We start from the raw sequence: 22,954 nt of genomic DNA on the forward strand, positions 1-22,954 counted from the left end.
GATGGGAAAGTTCAGGAAATTCATATTCGTTTGTGCCGGTTCGGATTGTAAGAAAAATGGATGCAAGGGATTATTAAAGGATATCCAAGAGCTGACCAAACTGGATACACATAAAGGAAAATATAAAATCGTCAAGACCAAATGCATGGATTTTTGCAAGACTGGCCCCATGGTGGTGATCAATAACGAAGTGATCAAAAAGGGAACCAAAGAAAAAATCCATCAAATCTTAGATGGAAAAAATACCCTGGAATAAGTCATCCGTATCCTGAGCGTAGCCGAAAGATACGGATGACTGTCGAAACAGAAAATCAAAGGGAACTATTTAGGTTCGACAAACACGGCTGTGCCACTTGCTGTCACCATCAACATGCCATCCCGAATAGTTTCATAATCCAAGTCTACACCTACCACGGCATTTCCTCCCATCGCCTTGGCTTGCATTTCCATTTCCATCAGGGAAGTTGACTTTGCTTCTTTCAGTACTTTCTCATATGTGCCGGAGCGACCGCCCACAATATCCGTAATACTGGCAAAAAAATCTCTAAAAACATTCGCTCCGATAATCGTTTCTCCTGTGACTATTCCACAATATTTCTTGATTTCGTGTCCTTCCACAGAAGGAGTGGTTGTTGTAATCATACTGTTGATTTTTTATTTGTTAAAGAGTTAAAAACTAAAACAGGGGAGTTAATATACTACAAAATCGAATAAATGTGTTGTTTTTGGCGCAATATCTGTAGAGAGTTATTGGTGTAAAAGGAAAAGCTGGTCTTCTGGAAAGAGCATCTGCGAAGTTTTTACCGGAAGGGATTAGCTGGCAGGTAATTGGTTATTAATTACGCGTTAGGTCTAATAAATAGATAAAGCTCCTTAAAGTTCACCTATACCCAAAGCCTATAAACATGATTAAAAATTATCGCATTCTAACATTAAAATTATATTTTTGAGCTGAAATTTCACCTGATGAGGACAATTGTTTTAATTTTTATCCTGCTTTGCTGTACTGAAGGGGTCTTGGCTCAAGAGAGAGGCTATCAGCGAACCAGCTTCAGCGTTTATTATGGCACCTCCGGAGCCCATCTTCAAGGATTAAATGAGCTCTTGGAAAACCATGGCCAGCCACCCATGCCCAATAATTACAATACCTACGGTATTAGCTACCAAACGAGATTTAATGATTTTATCGTAGGTGCCGAGCTTTATCAAAACAATGGCGTAGAAACTCCATTTAATACTTATGAATTGGATTATCGTACGACCAGGGCCTTTATTAATTTCGGCTATAGCTTTACAGAGGAGGGGAAATTTCATCTGATTCATTATATGTCCATTGGGATGGGATATCTTAATGTGGAGATGCTTGAAGAAAGGGAAGGAGAGACCTTGGACCAGTTTTTGGCTGATCCTGCACATGGTTTTATCCTCAGAAAGAACGATATTAATAAGGGAAGCCAGTTTATGGGAGGCTTTTTAACTGAAATTGGATTTGAAGTAGGCTATGACCTTAATCTCTTGGCAAGTGAAGAAGTGGTCACCATGATTGCTAAGGTAGGTTATTCCTTTAACCCTTTTGAAGATTCCTGGAAATTAAATGGAATGACCTTTGATAATCTACAAAGTGGAGCTTTTGTGCGTTTGGGAGCGGGGATCAGTCTTCCAGAGAAAAATTACTTTTACAGAGATGCCTCGCTTGGTTTGTACTTTGTTTATGGTAGGCATTTCACCAAACCAAATGACCTTAACGCCCATTTGAAGAATAATGGATATAAACCACTTGAAGGAATCCCTGAAAACCTGGGCGTCAAGATCCTAGGCGAGAACAGGGGACTTCTTTACGGCATTGACTTGTATAACCTGAACATGGAAGGTGAAGCCAACCAATATTATGACCAAAGTCTAAGCAGTTTGAGGGTTTATGGGAATCTAGGCGCAAAATTAATCGATATTTATAATTGGGAAGTGGGAGCCTTGGGAGGCCTTGGGTACGGCAATGTGCGTTACAGTTTGCTTCACAGGCGAAAATTGCACTTCCCCGACTTGATTGACCTGCCTGATTACGATGGGGAATTGCGAAATGGCGGATTAATGGCCAAACCTGAAATTTATCTAAGTCGAGTATTTCCACTCTCTAAAAAGTCTAAATTAGCCTTGGTGGGCTCTGTATATGGGGGCGTGGAGATACCTTTTGGCAGCTATAAACTCGGCACGGTCAGCATGTCCCAATTTATGTCCAATCCCTATTTACAAGTAGGTGTGGGAATCAGGCCCTGACCCGTTCAAAAATACGATATATATTCGTTTTCAGAGAGCTTTTGGTAAAGCCAAGAGCAGATAGTTTACAATCGACCTTGGGATACCGACCAGCAACGATTAACCACTGGCTGCAACTGAATATTTTCCTAAATAAAATTGTCTATTTGTAATTTTTTTCCACCAATTCATGTTAACTTTGGAATTGCTTATCGAGAAAGACCGAGGGAAGGGCCCTATGACGTCTTAGCAACCTGATATCACAAGGTGCTAACTCCCATCCTGAGCTTGTCAGGAAAAGATGAGCGGTAGATTATTGTTTTTCTATCGGTTCTTTGCTCGGTACAGCTTTTCGTATTATTAATGAGAGCATGAATACACGAACCGACATATTACTTCAGCAAGTTGAAAAGAAGATTTTGATCCTTGACGGTGCGATGGGCACCATGATCCAGCGTTACACGTTGGAAGAAGAGGATTTTAGGACACCGGACTTAACTAATCACCACAAAGCCCTCAAAGGCAATAATGATTTATTGTCGCTGAGCCGGCCAAAGATCATTCGGGACATCCATGATACCTATCTGGAAGCAGGGGCGGACATCATTGAAACAAACACGTTCAGCAGCACATCGATTGCCCAGGAAGATTATGATCTTTCACATTTGGCATATGAACTCAACGTAGAATCTGCAAAAATTGCCAAAGAAGCTGCCTTGGCCTACAGTCAAAAGACACCGGAGCAGCCTCGTTTTGTGGCTGGAGCCGTAGGGCCTACCAATAGGACAGCTTCTATTTCTCCAGATGTTAATGACCCTGGTTATAGGGGCATAAATTTTGATCAACTGGCCAAAGCGTACGCAGAGCAGGTGAGGGGACTATTGGATGGTGGTATAGATATCATTTTGGTAGAGACGATCTTTGATACTTTAAATGCAAAAGCCGCATTATTTGCCATCCAGGAAGTTTTTGAAGAAAAAGGCCTGCCTCTTTCGCCAGAGGAAGGTGGGATCCCTATCATGATTTCCGGTACCATCACCGATGCTTCTGGTAGGACATTGAGCGGACAGACCACGGAAGCTTTTTTGATTTCGGTTTCACACGTACCTTTGATGAGCATTGGGTTGAATTGTGCTTTGGGTGCAAAGGAATTAAGGCCATACCTAAAAGTATTGGCAGAAAAAGCACCATTCTACGTGAGTGCTTATCCCAATGCTGGGCTGCCCAATGAGTTTGGCCAATACGATCAAACAGCGACAGAAATGGCTGATCAGGTAGAAGAATTTCTCAAAGATGGGTTGATCAATATTTTGGGAGGCTGCTGTGGCACTACCCCAGAACATATTCGGGTGATAGGAGAAGTAAGTAAAAAATACAAACCCAGGAAACTAGCGTTTACATTAGAAGAAGAATAGTGGGAATGGATACGAAGATTAAAAATAACCAACTCAAATTATCCGGGTTGGAGCCATTGGTGTTTACACCAGAGTTGAATTTTGTCAATATCGGTGAGCGAACCAATGTAACAGGTTCTAAGAAGTTTGCCCGTTTGATCCTGAATGGACTGTTTGACGAGGCCTTGGAAGTGGCCCTGGACCAAGTAAGGGGAGGTGCACAAGTACTGGATGTCTGTATGGATGAGGGGATGCTTGATGGAGAAGCGGCCATGGTCAAATACCTAAACCTGATCGCTTCTGAACCTGAGATCAGTAGGATTCCCATTGTCGTCGACAGCTCGAAGTGGGATATCATTTTGGCCGGGCTAAAGTGTATCCAAGGAAAGGGTATTGTAAACTCCATTAGTTTGAAAAATGGAGAGCAAGAATTTATCCATCAAGCGAAGACAATCAAGAAATTTGGTGCGGCGGTGGTCGTTATGGCTTTTGATGAAGATGGCCAGGCAGATACTTACCAGCGTCGAGTAGATATCTGCAAGAGGAGTTATGACATCTTGGTAGAGACCGTGAAATTCAATCCCCAAGACATCATTTTTGACCCTAATATTTTTCCGGTGGCCACAGGAATGGAAGAACATCGCAGCAATGCAATCGACTTCTTCAAGGCCACGAAGTGGATAAAAGAAAACCTGCCTGGTGCCAAAGTGAGCGGCGGTGTCAGTAATGTGAGTTTTTCGTTTAGGGGGAATAATCCAGTTCGTGAAGCCATGCATGCGGCGTTCTTATATCATGCTATTCAGCACGGGATGGACATGGGGATTGTCAATCCTGCGATGCTGGAAGTATATGATGATATTCCTAAGGACTTGTTAGAACATGTAGAAGATGTCCTTTGGGATAGGAGAGATGACGCCACAGAGCGATTGTTGGAGTTTGCCGAGACGGTCAGATCATCCGGGAAAAAGGAAGTCGCCAATGAAGCCTGGAGATCAGAATCTGTACAGAAGCGGATGGAGCATTCTTTGGTAAAAGGCATCATTGATCATATCGAAAGTGATGCAGAGGAAGCCAGACAGCTCTTAAAGAGTCCTTTGAAGGTCATCGAGGGACCATTGATGGATGGAATGAATGTAGTGGGTGACCTTTTTGGATCTGGTAAAATGTTTTTGCCCCAAGTGGTAAAATCAGCGAGGGTGATGAAAAAAGCCGTGGCCTATCTGGAGCCTTTTATGCCCAAGGCCGGTGATGCCGATTTTAACGAAGAAAAGAGTTCTATCAAGAAAGTATTACTTGCTACGGTAAAAGGAGATGTCCATGATATAGGCAAAAATATCGTAGGAGTGGTGCTGGCATGTAATAGCTACCAGATCATCGATCTTGGTGTGATGGTAGATGCCCAAACGATCATTGATGAGGCCATTAAAAATGATGTTGATATAATCGGTCTTAGTGGATTGATTACGCCTTCATTGGATGAAATGGTAAATGTAGCATCTGAGATGGAAAGACAGGGGATGAAGCTTCCTTTGCTGATCGGCGGCGCTACGACCAGTAGGATTCACACGGCGGTGAAAATAGATCCTGTATACAGCGGTACAGTGGTCCACGTTCTGGATGCATCCAAGTCCGTCCCTGTGGCGGGTGAAGCGATCAGTGAGGACACTAGGGAAGCGTATCATCAAAAGATCAAAGCGACTTACGCAGAATTACGAGAAAGCCATCAAGCCAAACAAGAAGCTAAAAAATTAGCCACATACGAAGAGGCCAAGGCCAATCCTGTCATGATCGACTGGGAAAGCTATACCCCAGTGAAACCAGCCAAGCCAGGTAAAACGATCCTTGACCTGGACCTAAATGTAATAAGAGAATATATTGACTGGACACCGTTTTTCAGCACATGGATGCTTTCTGGTAAGTACCCTAAGATCCTTAAGGATGAGGTGGTCGGGGAACAGGCCCAAAAGCTCTTAGATGAAGCCAACGCCATGTTGGATAAGGCCATCGCTGAAGATTGGCTTCAAGCTAAAGCTATAGTAGGACTGTACCCGGTAAGAAGGAGCGGAGATGACCTGTCGATCTTAGATGAGCATTTGCATGAAACAGGAACTACTTTCCATTTCCTTCGACAGCAGGGCAAAAAGGGCAAGGGGGTTCCAAACCGTTCTTTGGCGGATTACCTTCATCCCGACGAAGTGGATTATTTTGGCGGATTTGCGGTTACAGCAGGATTGAATATGGACAAAAAGGTGGATGCTTTTAAAGCGGAAGGGGATGACTATAGTGAGATCATGTTTAAAGCCATCGGAGACCGGCTAGCCGAAGCTGCTGCAGAATACATGCACGAAGTCGTTCGAAGAGATCTTTGGGGCTATGCAGCTAATGAACAGCTGGACAATGACGCTTTGATCAAAGAAGCTTACGCCGGTATTCGGCCTGCACCGGGATATCCAGCTTGTCCAGAACATTCTGAGAAAATCACCCTTTTCGAATTACTCGACGTCCAAAATAGCATTGATGTGCACTTGACGGATAGCTTTGCCATGTTACCCACTTCCTCCGTAAGTGGTTTTTACTTTGGCCATCCTGAAAGCAAATATTTTGGATTGGGCAAGATCGGTGAGGACCAAGTGGAAAGTTATGCCAGACGAAAAGGTGTATCCAAGGAGCAAGCAGAAAAATGGCTTTCTCCAAATCTGGCCTACACACCGCAATTGAACCCTGTTTTGAAGTAACAGGCAACCAATAACTTAATAACCAGTAACTTTACAACATTTCAACCCCATAGCCTTTCAAGCTTAAAACCTACAAACATTACAACCTAAATGAAAGTAACTGAACACCTCAATCAAGCAAAAAAGACACTTTTTTCTTTTGAGATTCTTCCTCCCTTAAAAGGGCAAAGTTTAAATGAAATGCTGGACGGAATATCTCCTTTAATGGATTTCAATCCGCCATTTATAGATGTCACCTACCATCGCGAAGAGTTTGTTTATAAGAAGCATACCAATGGATTATTGGAAAAGGTAAGCACACGAAAACGTCCCGGTACCGTGGGAATCTGTGCAGCACTGATGAATCGCTTTAAGGTGGACGCTGTCCCTCATATCCTGTGTGGTGGATTTGACAAAGAGGAAACAGAAAATGTACTGATCGATCTTAACTTCATTGGGGTGGAGAATGTCCTTGCCCTTCGTGGCGATGCGCCAAAATCGGAGGGTAGGTTTATCCCTGAAGAAGGTGGTCACAGCTATTCCAATGAGCTGGTAAAGCAAATAGTGGGGATGAACCATGGGAAATATTTACATGAGGAAACCGAGACGGGCTTTCAGACAGACTTCTGTGTAGGTGTGGCTGGATATCCTGAAAAGCATTTTGAAGCACCCAGTTTTAAGTTTGACCTGAAATACCTCAAGGCCAAAGTAGACGCTGGTGCAGAATATATCGTAACACAAATGTTTTTTGATAACCAGAAATATTTTGAATTTGTAAAAAATGTGCGGGAGGCGGGAATTACAGTACCCATTATTCCGGGCTTAAAACCCATCACTACTTTGCGGCAAATCACCGTGCTGCCGAGTATTTTCTTCCTTGACCTTCCTGATGCCCTGATGGATGAGCTGGAAAAATGTAAGGACAATGCCGCAGTCCGTCAGGTGGGCATCGAATGGGCTATTCAGCAAAGTAAAGAATTGGTGAAGTTTGGCGTGCCCGGTCTGCACTATTATACGATGAGCAAAGCCAGCACTGTTCACAAAGTGGCCAGTGCAGTTTTTTGATGGCCAACATGGCGGCATTGGTCTGAGCAGCATTGTAGAGTAGAAGCATCATGGTTCATCATTTCGATATGGAACATGATGCTTTTGTATTTTTACGGATCAAGTGGAAAAGTTGGGGGCTAAAGCCATTTAAATGGCCATCGCCTAAAGCATAGGGTGCACAGCTAAGTCGACTTGGGAAGTGGATCCTATGTGGTTAAGCTAATGGCATTTCCCCAGAAATGTGGCTTGATTCCTTTTAACTTTTAATCCAGCTTCAATGCCGTTTAGTTAACGTATGTCCCCTTATAGTCATATAATAAACTTCCAGGGTTTACAGTTAACGATATTGCTGATCATCAAAATGTATGGCCGATCCCATTCCGTGAAATTGAGACCAATACGGAAGCCCGATTGGAGCAAAATTCGGTCATGGAGTGTCATGGTAGAGCAAACAATGAGCATTTTAATTGTTTGTTTAGTCCTTATGGACTAAATTTAAGTCAATAAAAGGTTGTCCCATAACTTATTCCGAATTTATTGGGGACTCGTTATGGGACGGCCTCTTTATTATATGATTTTAACATGACCTATTCAGCATGATGACAAACAGAAACTGCATCCAAAAGTGTTTTTTATCTTTATTTATTGCACAGCTTATCTGCGTTTCGGCTATTGCCAGGCAGGAAATCAGCATTTCACCTGATGAGCAGGACGTTAAAGTCTGGTACGACCGACCTGCAGGGGAATGGACAGAAGCCATCCCCATTGGCAATGGCTATATGGGTGGGATGGTCTTTGGGGGAATAGAAAAGGAGCGTATACAGCTGAATGAAGGCACCCTGTATTCCGGAGATCCGGATCGTACTTATAAGAGTATCAATGTGCGCAAGAAGTATCCTGAAGTAATGGCCTTGATGGAGGCCGGGGAATACAAACATGCCCAGGATATTATTCAAAAAGACTGGCTGGGCAGGGCGCAGCAGTGCTTTCAACCTATGGGTGATGTATGGATCGATTTTGACCATGGGGGACAGATAGAAAATTACCAAAGAAGTCTCGACCTGGGAAAGTCTGTGGTTCGGGTTCGATATAAAGTAGGGGATGTGAATTATACCCGGGAGTATTTTGCCAGCTATCCGGATCATGTTATTGTCGTAAAAATTTCTACGGACAGACCTGGTAGGATCAATTGCAAACTTGATCTGTCAACCCCGCATAAACCCACAGAAAAAGTGTTCCGGGACGAAAAACAACTGGCACTGAAGGGAAAGGCTCCTGGTATCGCTTTACGCAGGACCTTGGAAAAGGTGATCGATTTAGGAGACCAACATAAATATCCGGAGATTTTTGATATGGATGGAAATGTTAAGCCCGGGGCTTCCCAGATCATGTACGATGAAGATGTCTTTGGACTGGGGATGGCCTTTGACACGAGGGTGGAGACCAGGAATACCGGTGGGACGGTCAAGGTAACGGATGAAGGGGTTACTGTGGAAAACGCCGATGAGGTGGTCTTCCTTGTTTCCGCGGCCACCAGTTACAATGGCTATGATAAATCCCCGGCATTTGAGGGGAGCGATGAAACCGCCAAGGCAAAAGGCTTCTTGAAGACTATTGGGCATAAAGATTATGAGGCGCTTCACGCTACTCATGTAGCCGATTACCGGGAACTGTTTGACCGGGTTAAGATCCGTTTGGACAAGCCCGCTAAACAGTCAAAACTTCCCACTGACCAGAGGATAAAACTATTTAAAAATGGCAAAGACCAATCTTTGGTCGGTTTGTATTTTCAATTTGGACGGTACCTGATGATCTCAGGTTCGCGGCCGGGAGGACAGCCATTGAATCTTCAGGGTATATGGAATGCTCAGATCATTCCACCTTGGGCAAGTGCCTACACGATGAATATCAATTTGGAAATGAATTACTGGCCGGCAGAACTGACCAATCTTTCCGAATGTCACGAACCGCTGTTTACCGCCATTAAAGAACTTGCCGTGAACGGTGAAGAAACGGCCAAGACCATGTTTGGCAATCAAGGTTGGGTAGGAAACCATAATATGACTGTATGGAGGCATTCAGAGCCGGTGGATTGGTGTGCCTGTGCATTTTGGCCGATGGTGGCCGGTTGGCTGACGAGCCACATGTGGGAGCGGTACCTTTTTACAGGTGATGAGCAGTTCCTTAAGACTGAAGTTTTTCCACTCTTGGAAGGAGCGGTATTGTTTTACAAAGATTGGCTTATTCCAAATAAAGAGGGGTACTTGGTGACTCCAGTGGGGCACAGTCCTGAAAATAAATTTATTTTCGGGGAAGGAGAAACCTCTACCCAAAGCCCCGGGCCAACTATGGACATGGCCATTATCCGGGAATCTTTTTCCCGCTATTTAGAGGCCTGTGGACTTTTGGGATATAATACCGATATCCAATCTGAAATCAGTAAAAAGCTGGGCAAGTTATTACCTTATCAGATTGGAAAATATGGGCAGTTGCAGGAATGGCAATTTGATTTTGAAGAACAGGATCCGAGACACCGTCATATTTCCCATCTTTATGGCTTTCATCCCGGAAATCAGATCAATGCGTCTGTTACGCCTGAATTGGCTGCTGCTGTCAAAAAGACTATGGAACGTCGCGGAAACAAGGCTACCGGTTGGTCCATGGGCTGGAAGGTCAATATGTGGGCGAGACTGCACGACGGCGATAATGCCCTTCAACTGTTGACCAATTTGCTACAGTTGGTAAAGGATGGTGAAGAAGGTGCTCATAGAAGTGGCACCTATACCAATCTCTTTGATGCCCATCCACCTTTCCAGATAGATGGTAATTTCGGTGCCACTGCCGGTATAGCCGAAATGCTGGTCCAAAGCCACAATGGGGCTGTTCACCTTTTGCCAGCACTTCCTACTAAATGGAAACAGGGGGAAGTATCAGGGCTAAAAGCCAGGGGCGGCTTTGAAGTAGCCTTGGGATGGAAAAACAATGAATTACAAAGTGGAACAGTCACCGCACATAATGGTGGGGTATTGCCGCTGCGGTCCAAAACGCCGCTGTCATTTGATAAAGAAGTTACATTGCTCCAAAGTGGGGAAAACAAATTATTGCATCCCATTGACCCAGGAGATTACCTCAACCATTATGAAGGGAAGTTAATGGAAATAAGTCAGGGGGATTATTATGAATACTATATCCAAACGGAACCGGGGCAGGTGATTAATTTCAATAGAGATTAGTCTTGTTAACTTGTAGAAACCTATCAGGTTTGTCGAAAGTGAAGACGAATAAGGATTGATTCTTCGCTTAGGCCTGATAGGTTTTTACTATTTTCCAATTGCATATAATTCCGCTGTGGGGCTTTTTGCCACATTTTATTTGAACGGGGGACGATTTTTTTAAATAGTTGCTATATTGGCCAAAATATTATTGAAACCCTATAGCGATATGTTGCTGAATAAACCTATTATAACCCTTGTTTTAGCGGGGGGAATGCTATTTCCTCAACAAGTTACACGTAATGGTTCTGTTGATTTCAAACCCTATAAGCAGAAAATACCCCATACTGATTTAGAATTTGGGCTTACCCCGATTCCGGCCGGGGAGTTTGTGATGGGCAGTCCGGAAGGGGAAACAGACAGGAGAGAGGACGAAGGCCCGCAAAGAAAAGTGGCTGTGGATGCCTTCTGGATGGGAACCCATGAAATCACCTGGGACATTTTCGAATTATTTCTCAATAAAAACTATGAAGCATCGGTAAGTGGTCAGGCATTGCCTCCCGAAGTAGATGGATTGACACGGCCGACAACTCCTTATCTGGATATGACTTTTGGCATGGGCAAAGACGATAAGCCCGCCATCGGTATGACCCAGTATGGAGCTATCCAGTTTTGCAAATGGCTTTATACCAAAACCGGAGTGTTTTATCGCTTGCCTACTGAAGCTGAATGGGAATATGCTGCCCGCGCAGGTGCTGACGCCCCTTATTTCTTCGGTGATGATCCTGAAAAACTGGATGAATATGCCTGGTATGGTGCCAACAGTGGGGAAACCACCCATAAAATCGGTCAGAAGAAAGCCAATCCATGGGGGCTCTACGACATTTATGGAAATGTCATGGAGTGGACCAATGATGCTTACCTTCCCAATTATCCAGTAACCGCAAAAGTAGATAATAATCCGGTTCAAACTACGGAAGAGCTGTACCCACGATCCATTCGCGGAGGCAGCTATGTCAGCGAGGCAGACGAATTGCGGAGCAGTCAACGCTTCCAGTCTACACCGGAGTGGAAACAGATAGACCCTCAGATCCCCAAAAGCCGATGGTGGTTTCCTGAAGCTCCTTTTTTGGGAATCAGGGTAGTTAGACCGCTGGAGCAACCTTCTGAAGAAGACATCATGGCCTATTATGACCAAGCACCCATTGATGACTATTAATCACATAAAACCTAATAACGTACAATGAACCTAAAAAATAAAAACCAACGGAGGGATTTTCTCAAAACTTCAGCCCTAGTAACAGGAGGAATGATGCTTAGTCCCTTTTCCATCCCTGGCGCGCATGCCGCAGGGAGTGATGAGATAAAAATCGCCTTGATCGGATGTGGTGGCAGAGGAACTGGTGCAGCTTTCCAGGCTTTTGGCACCGACCAAAATATAAAACTGGTAGCCATGGCCGATGCTTTTAGGGACAGGCTTGACGACAGTTATAAAGCCCTATCTTCAAAAATAGGTGCTGAAAAAGTAGTGGTAACAGAGGACAAAAAGTTTGTGGGATTTGATGCCTACAAACATGCTATCGCGGAAGCAGATGTGGTCCTATTGGCAACTCCTCCAGGTTTTAGGCCTATCCATTTTGAGGAAGCTATTCGGCAGGGCAAACATGTTTTTATGGAAAAACCTGTGGCCACAGATGCAAATGGCATCCGAAGAGTGATTGCTGCTGCTGAGCAGGCAAAATCCAAAAAGCTCAATGTGGTCGTAGGACTTCAGCGGCGGTATCAAGATAATTATATCGAGACCATCAAGCGTATCGAAGATGGAGCGATTGGGGATATTGTCGGAGGACATGTTTATTGGAATGGAGGAGGAGTATGGACCCGGGCCAGGACACCTGATCAAACCGAAATGGAATATCAAATGCGCAATTGGTACTATTTCAATTGGCTATGTGGAGACCATATTACCGAGCAACATGTTCACAACATCGATATTGCCAACTGGGTAAAAGGAGGATATCCTGTAAAAGCAGAAGGTACCGGAGGTAGAATGGTCCGTACAGGATTAGACACTGGTGAGATTTTTGACCATCACTCAGTCCGTTTTACCTATGCTGATGGCACAGTGATCGACAGTGAATGCCGCCATTTCCCTGGTGCATTTAACAAAGTCGACGAGTCGTTTGTCGGCACAAAGGGTAGGGCGTATATGAATGCAGGGAACGTAGGAAAACTTACAGGGCCCGGTGGCAACGCTATTTATGACCATGACGGAAAAGGCAATATCAACCCTTATCAACAGGAACATAATAAACTCTTTGCTGCAATCGTAAAGGGGGAGTATGTTTATGAGGATGCTACGAGATCAGCCATGAGTACCATGACTTCTATTTTAGGAAGGAATGCGACTTATTCGGGCAAAGAAATCTCATGGGATGAAGCATTTAATTCCAAGATTGACTTGATGCCGGAAAAATTTGCCTGGGATGCTATGCCAAAAGTATTGCCTGACGAAAATGGACTCTATCCTCATGCCATACCGGGACAAACTAAAGTGGTTTGATCTAGGTTAGTATAAAAGTAAAATAGTAACCTGAGCTCGATTTAAAATACCGCCACTGCGAGTTTGTCTGGTGCCAAACAGGCTTGTCTGAAGCCAAACAGGGCTTAGGGTAGAATTTGGGGAAGGAGCCGTGGCAGCTCACCGTGGCAATTTTAACGCACAAACCATCCCAAAAAGGGCTCTTAATGACGAATTTATACTGATTTCATAATCGAATTCAGGTTAGTACAAATATTTAATGAACCCAGATGATTCTTTTCGTCTGGGTTTTTTGATAACTCTCAAAATGCTCACTTGGTTATTTGAACTATTACTTAAGTAAATATAGCATTTGTCAATTCTTCAAGAATTGACAAGTTGCCACGAATTATACAAATGGAATGAATTTAAAGTGGATATTTAGCGAGTAAGTATATGAAGAACCCTGTAGTAAACACAGTCAGTATGATGAAAATCATTAGGGCGATTTTGGTGGACCTGACATTGACACCTTTATAAAACCTCAATCCATACCAGATAAAAAAACAATAAGCTACCATCGTAAAACTTGTCATAAAAAAAGCTGTCCACTGTTCTCCTAAACTAAAATATAGTACCCCACTTCCTATAAAGATTCCGATTCCCAAAAACCAGTGAAACCTTCTAAATAGTTCAAGGTAGGAAGTAATATCAATTTTTTTACGCTCCTCTTCACTCAATCGGTTATATCCGGATAGCAGCTGAGCTGCATTACCTTTATTCACCAGATAACCAATACTTATAAACAATAAACTGATGGCAAAAACTACAAAGATCATGTTTGTCCAGTAAAAACAGAAAAAAATGCCATGACTCCTGGGCCATGGCATGATCTAAATACTACATACAACCTACTAGTTTAAATAGTAGGTTCGTAACCTTTCTCATAATCCCTTGACCAAAGCTTTTTGGCTGCCTTACTATTGGTGATGTGGCCATTTTTGGTGTTACACTCCAGAACTTCACCTGTACGCGAAGCGATGTTGGCCAAGTGGCACAGCAGGGTGCTTTTAGCCCCTTCATCAATTGGGGAGTTTTGCTTTTCTTTACCCCTGATGGCCTGGAAGAAGTTGTAAACGTGTGTCGTGGATACATCGCCACCACCTCCCAGGGCTGTACCTGCTTCCGAACCGGAACCATAGTTTTCCTTTACTAATTTGCCATCCCTGTCGTACTGCTTATAGCCGCTTCTGTCGATGAATGCAGATCCTTCTGTACCATAGATGATCGTTCCTCTTCCACCACCATACGTTTTCATGCTATTTCGACTCTTTCCATCCCATTGGATGGTCTTATTACCTTCAAACTTAAACACAGCATCCATGGTATCGTACATGGTCCAGCCGTCCTCCGGCCAATGGTATTTTCCGGAATCCACCATGACACGATTAGGGAATTCTACTTGAAGTGCCCATCGGGCAATGTCCAATTCATGCGTGGCATTATTACCGGTTTCTGCCGTTCCAAAATCCCAACCGTACCAGTGCCAGTTGTAATCCCAGGTGTCGTGCATGTACTCCTTCCTTGGCGAAGGGCCCTGGAAAAGGTCCCAGTCCAGTCCTTCAGGAACTGGTGCTTTGGTTGGATTTACTACTTTACCCCTGGCATTGGAATAAAAGGCCGTTGCTTTATATGGATTTCCTATTTCACCATTATGAATGGCATTGATGATTTCTTGAGAAGGGGAAGAGGACCGCTGTTGGTTACCCATTTGGATCACCTTGTTGTATTTCTTTTGGTACTCTACCAGTAATTCGCCTTCTCTCGGATTATGGCTGCAAGGTTTTTCCACGTAGACATGCTTTCCTGCTTCCACAGCCATCCAAGTACCAGGCGCATGCCAGTGATCAGGTGTGGCATTGATGATGGCGTCCACGTCTGGATCTTCGATGACTTTAAAAATACTATTTTCCAGCTTTGGCGTGTGGTCTATACGCTTTGCAAAGTTTTTTGCAGCCCTTTCCCGCTGTGATTTCATGACATCGCAGAGGTATACCAAGTTGACATTGGAGATGGGAAGGGAAATGGGGTCATAATAAGCTCCAAGTCGCCTTCCAAGGCCGCAAATAGCCACATTCAGCCTATCGTTTGCTCCTATGATTTTGCCATAGCTTTTTGCACTGAATCCCAGCGCACCCAAGCTGGATATACCTGCAGTGGCAAGGGCTGATTTTTTTATGAATTCTCTTCTATTGTTATTTTTTTTCATAAGGCTTTTAGATTTTCTCTAGATTAAGTTGGGTAGGGGCATCGCTAAAATCAAATGACCCTGCAAACGCATATAAGCGACAGGGTCATCTGGAAGTTAGCTTACAGCATTGTTTGCTAGTGGTTTATTTTATAATTCTTTTAATTTGATGCTTTTAAAGCTTACGAGATTTCCATGATCCTGGAGAAGGATATGTCCTTCCTCGGCCTCACCAAAACCTTCCCATTTGGCATATTTACTGCCAGCTACCAGGTTACGATATTCCTCTGAGCCTCTTTCGTATTCAAGAACTTTGCTGCCATTCAAGTAATGCTCCACATGATTGTTTGGATACACGACGACGCGTCCTTGGTTCCATTCACCGATTTTTTTGGTAAATCTGGACTGCTTATCTGCAGTGATCAGGTCATATAGGGAAGAAAGGGTCCTATTACCATCTTTTCCTTTTTTGGCATCAGGATGCTTTTCATCATCGAGGATTTGATACTCCAGGCCGATTGCCGAGCCGGAAGTTTTTTCATCCAAGGTTACAAAGTATTTCACTCCGCTATTGGCTCCTTCAGATAATTTAAACTGAAAAGATAAGTCGAAAGCGCTGAACATGTCTTTTGTCACAATGTCTCCATAAGATTGGGACTCGCTGCCGTCAGATTCCGCAATGGTCAGGACGCCATCACTGATGGTCCAACCCTTTGAGGGAAATTCATCGCCATTGGCAGACTTCCAGCCTTCGGTACTGGTACCATTGAAAAGTAACTTCCAGCCATCCTCTTTTTCATATTCAGTAAGTTTATTGTCCACAGTACTTACCACATAATGTCCTTTTTCAAAAGCCTTTGGCTGAAGGTTTTCTGTTTGGATCTTAATGTTTTTGAAATAGGTCTTTCTTCCGGCATGGTCAGGATTGCTTCCGATGCTGTGAACCTGCAGGCCAATGAATCCTTGGCTGTCCATATCATCCATCACATAGGCTACCGGCTGGCCATTTACCCATGTTTTGATTTCGTTGCCAATGGCCTCTATACGGTAATGATTGTACTCGCCCAGTTTGAAAGCTTTTCTTGCTTCGGGATTTAAGCTTAACGGATATAACCAACCACGTCTGGCTTCGTCATAAATACCACCTGACCAAGCCCTCTCTTTGGGATCCGCTTCCACTTGGTAGCCGAAGACACGGCTTTTTTCAGTATTATACTGACCTCGTGTCATGACACCGGAGTTACTTGTCTCATCTTCTATCTTTAGGTCCAGCTCCAATATGTAATCGCTGTAAACCTTTTCTGTAGAAAGAAAGGTATTGGGAGTATTCACTTTAGAAATACCGACAATTGCGTCGTCTTCAATAATAAATTCAGCCTCGCCGCCTAGTGCTTTCCACCCTTCTAGTGATTCACCATCAAAAAGTGAGGTCCATCCATCTTCGGTGGTCGTGTTTTCCTTTTTCTGTTCGCAGGAAAAACAAACTATTCCGCTTAAAATAATAGCAAGCGGGAAAGATAATTTCTTAAACATGTTTATCTTGGTTTTATTAATTTAGCATGTTAAAAATGAGGATTTAATCCTTGCTTGTCAAATATTGTAAGTAGTTTAATTACGAAATCGATTCCGAGAAGGAGGAGCTTGGGATGTTTAAAAGTTGAAATGTTATCATGTTCTGAGGTAAGATTGAAAGATTAAAAAATAGTGGAATCAGCTGGGTTGCGGGGCTACTGGAGTTGAACCTGCTATGTTCTACTGCGGTCTGTGACTCCAGGGATTATGATATCTCCATCCGCCTGGGCTGGCTGCCCAAACAGTGCGGATGCAGCCAATCCTAAGGCTTTCTTATAACCTTCCCGACAGTAGTCGTGACAGTCTTACTACATAATGTGGGTTCAACGCCGTTTAGTTAAGTGACTTTGATGGTGTCAGATCGAGCGGAACTGCCTAGGCAGATCGTGTCGAGGTTCAACGCTGACCTTTTTTAGTTTATCCTAAGCTGGCCTGTACTGAGCTGGCCGAAGGGCTCAGGGTGACGTTCTTTATTCTTGACATTAACTAAACGGCATTAAATGCGGAATAAATAATTGCTACCGTCCGACTAAATTTCAAATATGATCAAAAACTGTCTTTGAATAGAAATTTGAGGGTTTTATTCCAATCCCTAAAATGCCCCCATCCCCTAAAGGGGAGCTTTAGAAAGTCCCTTTTAGGGGATTTAGGGATGAAAACAGTTGATTTTTTTTTCAATTTGACGATTGTTTTCTCGGACTCCAGTAATAAAGAATATAAATAGGTAAAAGCAGTTTTCCTGCATCCTTTGATTTTCAACAAAAAAACGCCCGAAGGCGTTTTTATATCTCTACTCCAAAAGTCTCAAATCTTTCATCTAGCTTCTCACAATGACACTCCTCTTTTCCACGGGATAAAGTCATCCTGATTGAGTAACTGTGCTTTGGCTTTCTTAGTGCCGCTGGCCACTTCGATGATGTGTTCAAGGATCTCTTCACCCATCTGATCGATGGTCTTATCTCCAGAGATGACACCTCCAGTATTGATATCGATGATATCGTCCATTTTTTTCGCCAAAATATGATTGGAGGAGACTTTCAGCACAGGCGTAACAGGGTTACCGGTAGGTGTTCCCAGTCCAGTGGTGAAGAGGATAACATTGGCACCTGATCCGGCCATGGCAGTGGTACTCTCCACATCATTGCCTGGGGTACACAGTAAGTTTAAGCCTGGCTTTTTGGCATATTCTGCATAATCCAATACATCCACGATAGGGGAGGTTCCGCCTTTTTTGGCAGCTCCTGCTGATTTCATCGCATCTGTGATCAGGCCGTCCTTAATATTTCCTGGACTCGGATTCATATCAAAACCAGAACCTACGGCTTCTGCTGAAGCAGCGTAAGCACGCATAAGGGACACGAATTTATCTGCTGATTCATCTGTTGTACATCGGTTGATCAGTTCTTGCTCTACACCACACAGCTCAGGAAATTCGGAAAGAATGGTTTTGCCACCAAGTGCCACTACCAAATCAGAAGCATGTCCTACGGATGGATTGGCAGAAATACCCGAAAAACCATCTGATCCACCACATTCCAGGCCAACGGTGAGCTTGCTCAATGGTGCAGGCTGTCGCTCTAGTTGGTCAGCATCAGTAAGTGCCAAGAAGGTTTGTTGGATGGCATTGGTCAGAAGGATGTTTTCAGTTCCTTCTTGCTGCTGCTCCAATATAATAACTGGCTTTTTAAGATCTGGATTGACTTTATCCAGTTTTTCTCTCAAGATAGCAGGCTGCGCATTCTGGCAACCTAAGCTGAGAATAGTAGCCCCTGCCACATTTGGATTATTGATATAGCCAGCGATCAAGCCACAGAGCATCTCAGAATCCTGCCTGATTCCACCACATCCACCTTGGTGTGTTAGGAATTTGATACCGTCAATATTTTTAAATATCCGTGATTCCCCGTCTTGCTCAGCTGTCTCTACGCTGAGCTCGGAGATTTGTTCTTTTTTACCTTGGGCATAAAGGTCTTTCATCTGTTTCACGAAGCTTTTGTATTTATTTGGCTTCGCAAAGCCTAATTCTTCTACAAAAGCATTTTTCATGATTTCGATGTTTCTGTTTTCGCAGAATACTAGCGGTATTACCAACCAATAATTGGCGGTACCTACCTGTCCATCTTTACGGTGATAGCCCATAAAGGTACGGTCGGCCCATTTGCTGACATCAGGGGAATTCCATGGTTTAAAATCCCTAACCCCTGTAAATTCTGAAGTCTTATGAGCTACATTTTGAGTTGTCAATACTTCACCCTTTGCGATGTTGTTCATGGCTTTTCCACAGATGATACCATACATATATATATCTTCATCAGTAGCAAAGCTATTTTCTGCAAATTTGTGCTTTGCCTTTACATCATGCGTCAGCATGATTTCATTTGCCTCAAACTCAATTTTCTCACCAGCTTTTAGGTCAGTTAGTGCAACCAACACATTATCTTTTGGGTGAATCTTTAAGATTTTATGTAACATGTGAATTAAAATTTATTATATTGCGCAATCGATTGCACAATTTAGGTAAAAAAATGCTAATGCAAATGAAAATTCCGGTTTTTTTCTTCTGGTAAAATGTTTTAATCGGTTTTGGCCCACTTTGTCTAATGAAATGCCAGTCGGGTAATGTAATAGGAAGAAAAAATTTAAGTGTTCATCTGAAAATGATCTGTAAAATTTTTTTTGGAAATTTATTTGGGCTTAATTCGGTAAATGAAAATGAAAGCATGCTTTAAACAGATACAAGATGCTTTTAATTTCTGAGAAATTTAGAATTAGAGTAACCATATTATAACCAAGCAACTAATAAGCGTTAAATGAATAAACGAGTAATCACACTCGGAGAAATCATGATGAGACTCTCTACTCCGGGCCACGAAAGATTTGTTAGTAGTAATAATTATAATATCGTATATGGCGGAGCAGAGGCCAACGTGGCAATTTCGCTCGCCAATTGGGGCGTATCCACAGCACACGTGACGGCATTCCCTAAGAGCGATATCGGCAAAGCAGCCCTTCAGTACTTGCGATTTGCAGGGCTGGATACACAGTATGTGTTTTTTGAGGAAGGAAGAATGGGGCTGTATTTTGTGGAAAATGGAGCTATGCAGCGATCTTCCAAAATTATTTATGACCGTTTTGATTCCGTATTTGCCAATTTTGATGGCAGCTTCATTGACTGGAAAAGAGTCTTTGAAGGAGCGGATTGGTTTCACTGGACAGGAATTACCCCTGCTATATCTGCTTCTGCTGCAAGGATATGCGAAGCAGCGGTTAATGCAGCAAGTGAACTTGGAGTCAAAATAAGTGGCGACATCAATTACCGTAGAAACCTTTGGCAGTATGGCAAACAACCGCTGGACATCATGCCAGATCTGATCGCCAAAACCAATTTGATCATTGCCGGGTTAACGGACTTTGAAAACTGTATGGACATCCACGAGACAGATTATACTACTGCTTGTAAAAAGGCACAGGAAAAATGCCCTTCCATTCAATACATTTCGACTACTTATCGAAAAAGCATTAGTGCCAGCCATAACGGCCTTTCGGGGGTAATCTGGAATGGCAAGGAACTTTTAGAAAGCAAAAGCTATGACATGACGCATATCGTGGATCGCGTAGGTGGTGGCGATGCCTATATGGCTGGGCTTATCTATGGATTGCTGGAAGGCGCAGACCAAGAGGCACTGGAGTTTGCTGTGGCGGCTTCTGTATTAAAGCATTCCATTCCAGGAGATGCCAATTTTGTTTCAGTGGACGAAGTGGCCCAATTGGTGAAAGGTGAAAATGTAGGAAAATTATTAAGATAGTTAATCAGTTAATATCATATGAAGTTTAGCAATAGTGAGATCATTGAAACAATGGAAAAAACAGGGATGATCCCCGTTTTCAACCACAGTGATCTGGAAGTAGCCAAGAATGTATTGGACGCCTCTTACAATGGCGGCGTACGTGTTTTTGAATTTACAAACAGAGGCGAAAATGCCCTGGAGGTTTTTCGGGAGCTAAAAGCCTATTCCAGTAGACACAAGGGCCTTATCCTCGGTATTGGGACCATTTTCACCCCAAAAGAGGTAGAAGACTTTATCGAGGCCGGTGCTGATTTTATTGTTTCACCGGCCCTTATACCTAATGTGGCTGTGACTTCTACAAGAAACGATACCCTCTGGATTCCAGGCTGTGGCACAGTTACGGAAATTTTTAACGCACGCGAGATGGGTGCTCAAGTCATCAAAGCATTTCCTGGCAATGTGCTTGGCCCATCGTTTATTTCTGCAGTAAAAGCCGTGCTTCCTTCCCTTAAAATCATGCCTACAGGAGGGGTAGAGCCTACTGAAGAAAACCTAAGCCAATGGTTCAAGGCGGGAGTTACCTGCGTGGGTATGGGGTCTCAGCTGTTTAAAAAAGATTGGATCAAACAAAAGAAGTTTGATGCACTCGAAAAACAAATTTCGGATGCATTGGATACTATTCAAGTTATTAGAAATACTCCATAATACATGAAGAAGTTAATCAATTATCATAGACCCAATTACATTGTTAGTTTGCTGGTATTCAGTGTTTTGATACTTTTATTTTCATGTAAAGGTTCTGATGAAAAGAAGGTGATCAAATTAGGTCATGGCCTGGATACCAAGCACCCAGTGCATGAAGCCATGCTTTATATGGCAGAAAGATTGGATGAGAAATCAAACGGTAAATTAACCATGAAGGTATATCCCAATGCCCAGTTGGGCAATGAAAGGGAATTGGTGGAACTGTTACAGATCGGAAGTCTCGGTATGACCAAAGTGTCTTCTGCGGTAATGGAGAGTTTTGCTCCAAAGATCCAGGTACTGAGCCAGCCTTATCTTTTCAAGGACAGTGAGCATCGCGAGCGTGTGCTAAATGGAGAAATCGGTAAGATGCTGTTAAATGAAGGTACCCAATTTTGGCTGAAGGGCTTGTGTTTCTATGATGCCGGCTCCAGAAGCTTTTATACCAAAGACAAACCAGTGGAATCCCCCGAAGATTTGATAGGAAAGAAAATCAGGGTAATGGAAAGCAATACGGCCATTAACATGGTCAATAGCTTTGGAGGATCACCTACGCCAGTTTCCTGGGGAGAGCTTTATACGGCCCTTCAGCAGGGAATCGTGGACGGTGCGGAGAACAATCCACCCAGTGTGATAAGTTCCAGGCACTATGAAATCTGTAAGTTCTACTCATTGGATGAGCATACGGCGGTTCCGGACATGCTGATCGTCAGCACAAAAGTATGGGACGGGCTTACTGAACAAGAGCAAAACTGGCTTCAGGAGGCTGCAGATGAGTCGGCTACATTCCAGTACAAGATATGGGCGGAGGCAGAGGAAGAAAGTATGAGGATCTTGGAAGCGGAAGGTGTTACCATTACACGTCCAGACAAGGAGCCCTTCAGAAAGGCCGTGGAGCCTATGTATGAGCAGATCAAGCAAACGCAGCCAGAAATGTACGAGATCATAGAAAAGATTAGGAACCATGAATAACCAAAGTAACTCTCTCAAGAATCGTATAAACCATAATGTAGGATTTGCACTAATGCTCATCATGGCCCTTATGGTAATTAATGTGACATGGCAGGTGCTATCCCGATATGTCTTTCAATCGCCAAGTTCTTTTACAGACGAATTGGCAAGGTTTTTATTGATCTGGCTGGGAATGTTGGGTGCTGCATATGTTGCTGGACATAATGAACATTTGGCCATCGATATATTGCCTTCTAAGCTTACCGGTAAGGCCAAGAACAACCTGATGATCTTTATCCATTTTATCATCATTGCCTTTTCTGTTCCAGTTATGATTTTTGGTGGCAGCAATTTGGTGTATATCACATATATGCTTGGTCAAAAATCCACCACTTTACAGATACCTTTGGCATATGTGTATACCATTATACCTATCAGTGGAGCCTTGATCCTGATTTACCAATTGGCTGATATCAAACTCCTTCTTCAACAAAACCCAAAATCATAATC

The 22,954-nt window shown here is 43.3% G+C and carries 17 protein-coding genes and 1 riboswitch; of the genes, 12 read left to right on the forward strand and 5 right to left on the reverse strand.

Annotation, left to right across the window (positions count from 1 at the left end):
* Position 1: 1 nt before the first annotated feature.
* Positions 2-256 carry a (2Fe-2S) ferredoxin domain-containing protein gene (locus FKX85_RS15155; protein ID WP_141615535.1) on the forward strand — a complete coding sequence of 85 codons (255 nt, stop codon included), beginning with the start codon at positions 2-4 and terminating at the stop codon, positions 254-256.
* Positions 257-321: 65 nt separating this feature from the next.
* On the opposite strand, the gene FKX85_RS15160 is transcribed toward FKX85_RS15155, so the two are convergent.
* Positions 322-642, reverse strand: a complete 321-nt coding sequence (locus FKX85_RS15160; RefSeq protein WP_141615536.1) for a YbjQ family protein — start codon at positions 640-642, stop codon at positions 322-324.
* 324 nt (positions 643-966) lie between these two features.
* Here FKX85_RS15160 and FKX85_RS15165 point away from each other — a divergent pair, with 324 nt between their 5' ends.
* From FKX85_RS15165 to FKX85_RS15195, 7 genes are all read left to right on the forward strand, one after another.
* Positions 967-2,274 (forward strand): hypothetical protein, encoded by a 1,308-nt coding sequence (locus FKX85_RS15165; RefSeq protein ID WP_141615537.1) that lies wholly within the window; start codon positions 967-969, stop codon positions 2,272-2,274.
* Between the two features lie 185 nt (positions 2,275-2,459).
* A riboswitch (SAM riboswitch) is annotated at positions 2,460-2,561 on the forward strand.
* A gap of 63 nt (positions 2,562-2,624) precedes the next feature.
* Positions 2,625-3,668: a homocysteine S-methyltransferase family protein gene (locus FKX85_RS15170; protein ID WP_141615538.1), complete on the forward strand. Its 1,044-nt coding sequence runs from the start codon at positions 2,625-2,627 to the stop codon at positions 3,666-3,668.
* Between the two features lie 5 nt (positions 3,669-3,673).
* Positions 3,674-6,382 (forward strand): methionine synthase, encoded by a 2,709-nt coding sequence (gene metH / locus FKX85_RS15175; RefSeq protein WP_141615539.1) that lies wholly within the window; start codon positions 3,674-3,676, stop codon positions 6,380-6,382.
* 90 nt (positions 6,383-6,472) lie between these two features.
* A complete protein-coding gene (gene metF, locus FKX85_RS15180) occupies positions 6,473-7,426 on the forward strand; it encodes a methylenetetrahydrofolate reductase [NAD(P)H] (protein ID WP_141615540.1) in 954 nt (317 codons plus the stop codon).
* A 578-nt stretch (positions 7,427-8,004) separates the two neighbouring features.
* The gene (locus FKX85_RS15185; protein WP_229239643.1) at positions 8,005-10,641 is read left to right on the forward strand and encodes a glycoside hydrolase family 95 protein; all 2,637 of its coding nucleotides are present in this window, start codon (positions 8,005-8,007) and stop codon (positions 10,639-10,641) included.
* A 253-nt stretch (positions 10,642-10,894) separates the two neighbouring features.
* Positions 10,895-11,839 (forward strand): formylglycine-generating enzyme family protein, encoded by a 945-nt coding sequence (locus FKX85_RS15190; protein WP_229239644.1) that lies wholly within the window; start codon positions 10,895-10,897, stop codon positions 11,837-11,839.
* 24 nt (positions 11,840-11,863) lie between these two features.
* On the forward strand, positions 11,864-13,183 hold the full coding sequence (locus tag FKX85_RS15195) for a Gfo/Idh/MocA family protein (RefSeq protein ID WP_141615542.1): 1,320 nt from the start codon (positions 11,864-11,866) through the stop codon (positions 13,181-13,183).
* A 386-nt stretch (positions 13,184-13,569) separates the two neighbouring features.
* On the opposite strand, the gene FKX85_RS21925 is transcribed toward FKX85_RS15195, so the two are convergent.
* From FKX85_RS21925 to FKX85_RS15215, 4 genes are all read right to left on the reverse strand, one after another.
* The gene (locus FKX85_RS21925; protein WP_141615543.1) at positions 13,570-14,031 is read right to left on the reverse strand and encodes a DUF3784 domain-containing protein; all 462 of its coding nucleotides are present in this window, start codon (positions 14,029-14,031) and stop codon (positions 13,570-13,572) included.
* A gap of 29 nt (positions 14,032-14,060) precedes the next feature.
* Positions 14,061-15,410: a Gfo/Idh/MocA family protein gene (locus tag FKX85_RS15205; RefSeq protein WP_141615544.1), complete on the reverse strand. Its 1,350-nt coding sequence runs from the start codon at positions 15,408-15,410 to the stop codon at positions 14,061-14,063.
* A 129-nt stretch (positions 15,411-15,539) separates the two neighbouring features.
* Positions 15,540-16,922: a 3-keto-disaccharide hydrolase gene (locus tag FKX85_RS15210; protein WP_141615545.1), complete on the reverse strand. Its 1,383-nt coding sequence runs from the start codon at positions 16,920-16,922 to the stop codon at positions 15,540-15,542.
* An 864-nt stretch (positions 16,923-17,786) separates the two neighbouring features.
* The gene (locus tag FKX85_RS15215; protein WP_141615546.1) at positions 17,787-19,433 is read right to left on the reverse strand and encodes a UxaA family hydrolase; all 1,647 of its coding nucleotides are present in this window, start codon (positions 19,431-19,433) and stop codon (positions 17,787-17,789) included.
* Between the two features lie 338 nt (positions 19,434-19,771).
* Here FKX85_RS15215 and FKX85_RS15220 point away from each other — a divergent pair, with 338 nt between their 5' ends.
* The 4 genes from FKX85_RS15220 to FKX85_RS15235 are packed head-to-tail and all read left to right on the forward strand — an operon-like array spanning position 19,772 to position 22,952.
* Positions 19,772-20,767, forward strand: a complete 996-nt coding sequence (locus FKX85_RS15220) for a sugar kinase (RefSeq protein WP_141615547.1) — start codon at positions 19,772-19,774, stop codon at positions 20,765-20,767.
* An 18-nt stretch (positions 20,768-20,785) separates the two neighbouring features.
* Positions 20,786-21,454: a bifunctional 4-hydroxy-2-oxoglutarate aldolase/2-dehydro-3-deoxy-phosphogluconate aldolase gene (locus tag FKX85_RS15225; protein ID WP_141615548.1), complete on the forward strand. Its 669-nt coding sequence runs from the start codon at positions 20,786-20,788 to the stop codon at positions 21,452-21,454.
* Positions 21,455-21,457: 3 nt separating this feature from the next.
* Complete coding sequence (locus FKX85_RS15230) at positions 21,458-22,465, forward strand: TRAP transporter substrate-binding protein (protein WP_141615549.1); 1,008 nt, start codon at positions 21,458-21,460, stop codon at positions 22,463-22,465.
* Positions 22,458-22,952 carry a TRAP transporter small permease gene (locus FKX85_RS15235; RefSeq protein WP_141615550.1) on the forward strand — a complete coding sequence of 165 codons (495 nt, stop codon included), beginning with the start codon at positions 22,458-22,460 and terminating at the stop codon, positions 22,950-22,952. The genes FKX85_RS15230 and FKX85_RS15235 overlap by 8 nt, the downstream gene beginning before the upstream one ends.
* Positions 22,953-22,954 lie beyond the last annotated feature (2 nt).

The organism is Echinicola soli, from assembly GCF_006575665.1.
Lineage (GTDB): Bacteria > Bacteroidota > Bacteroidia > Cytophagales > Cyclobacteriaceae > Echinicola > Echinicola soli.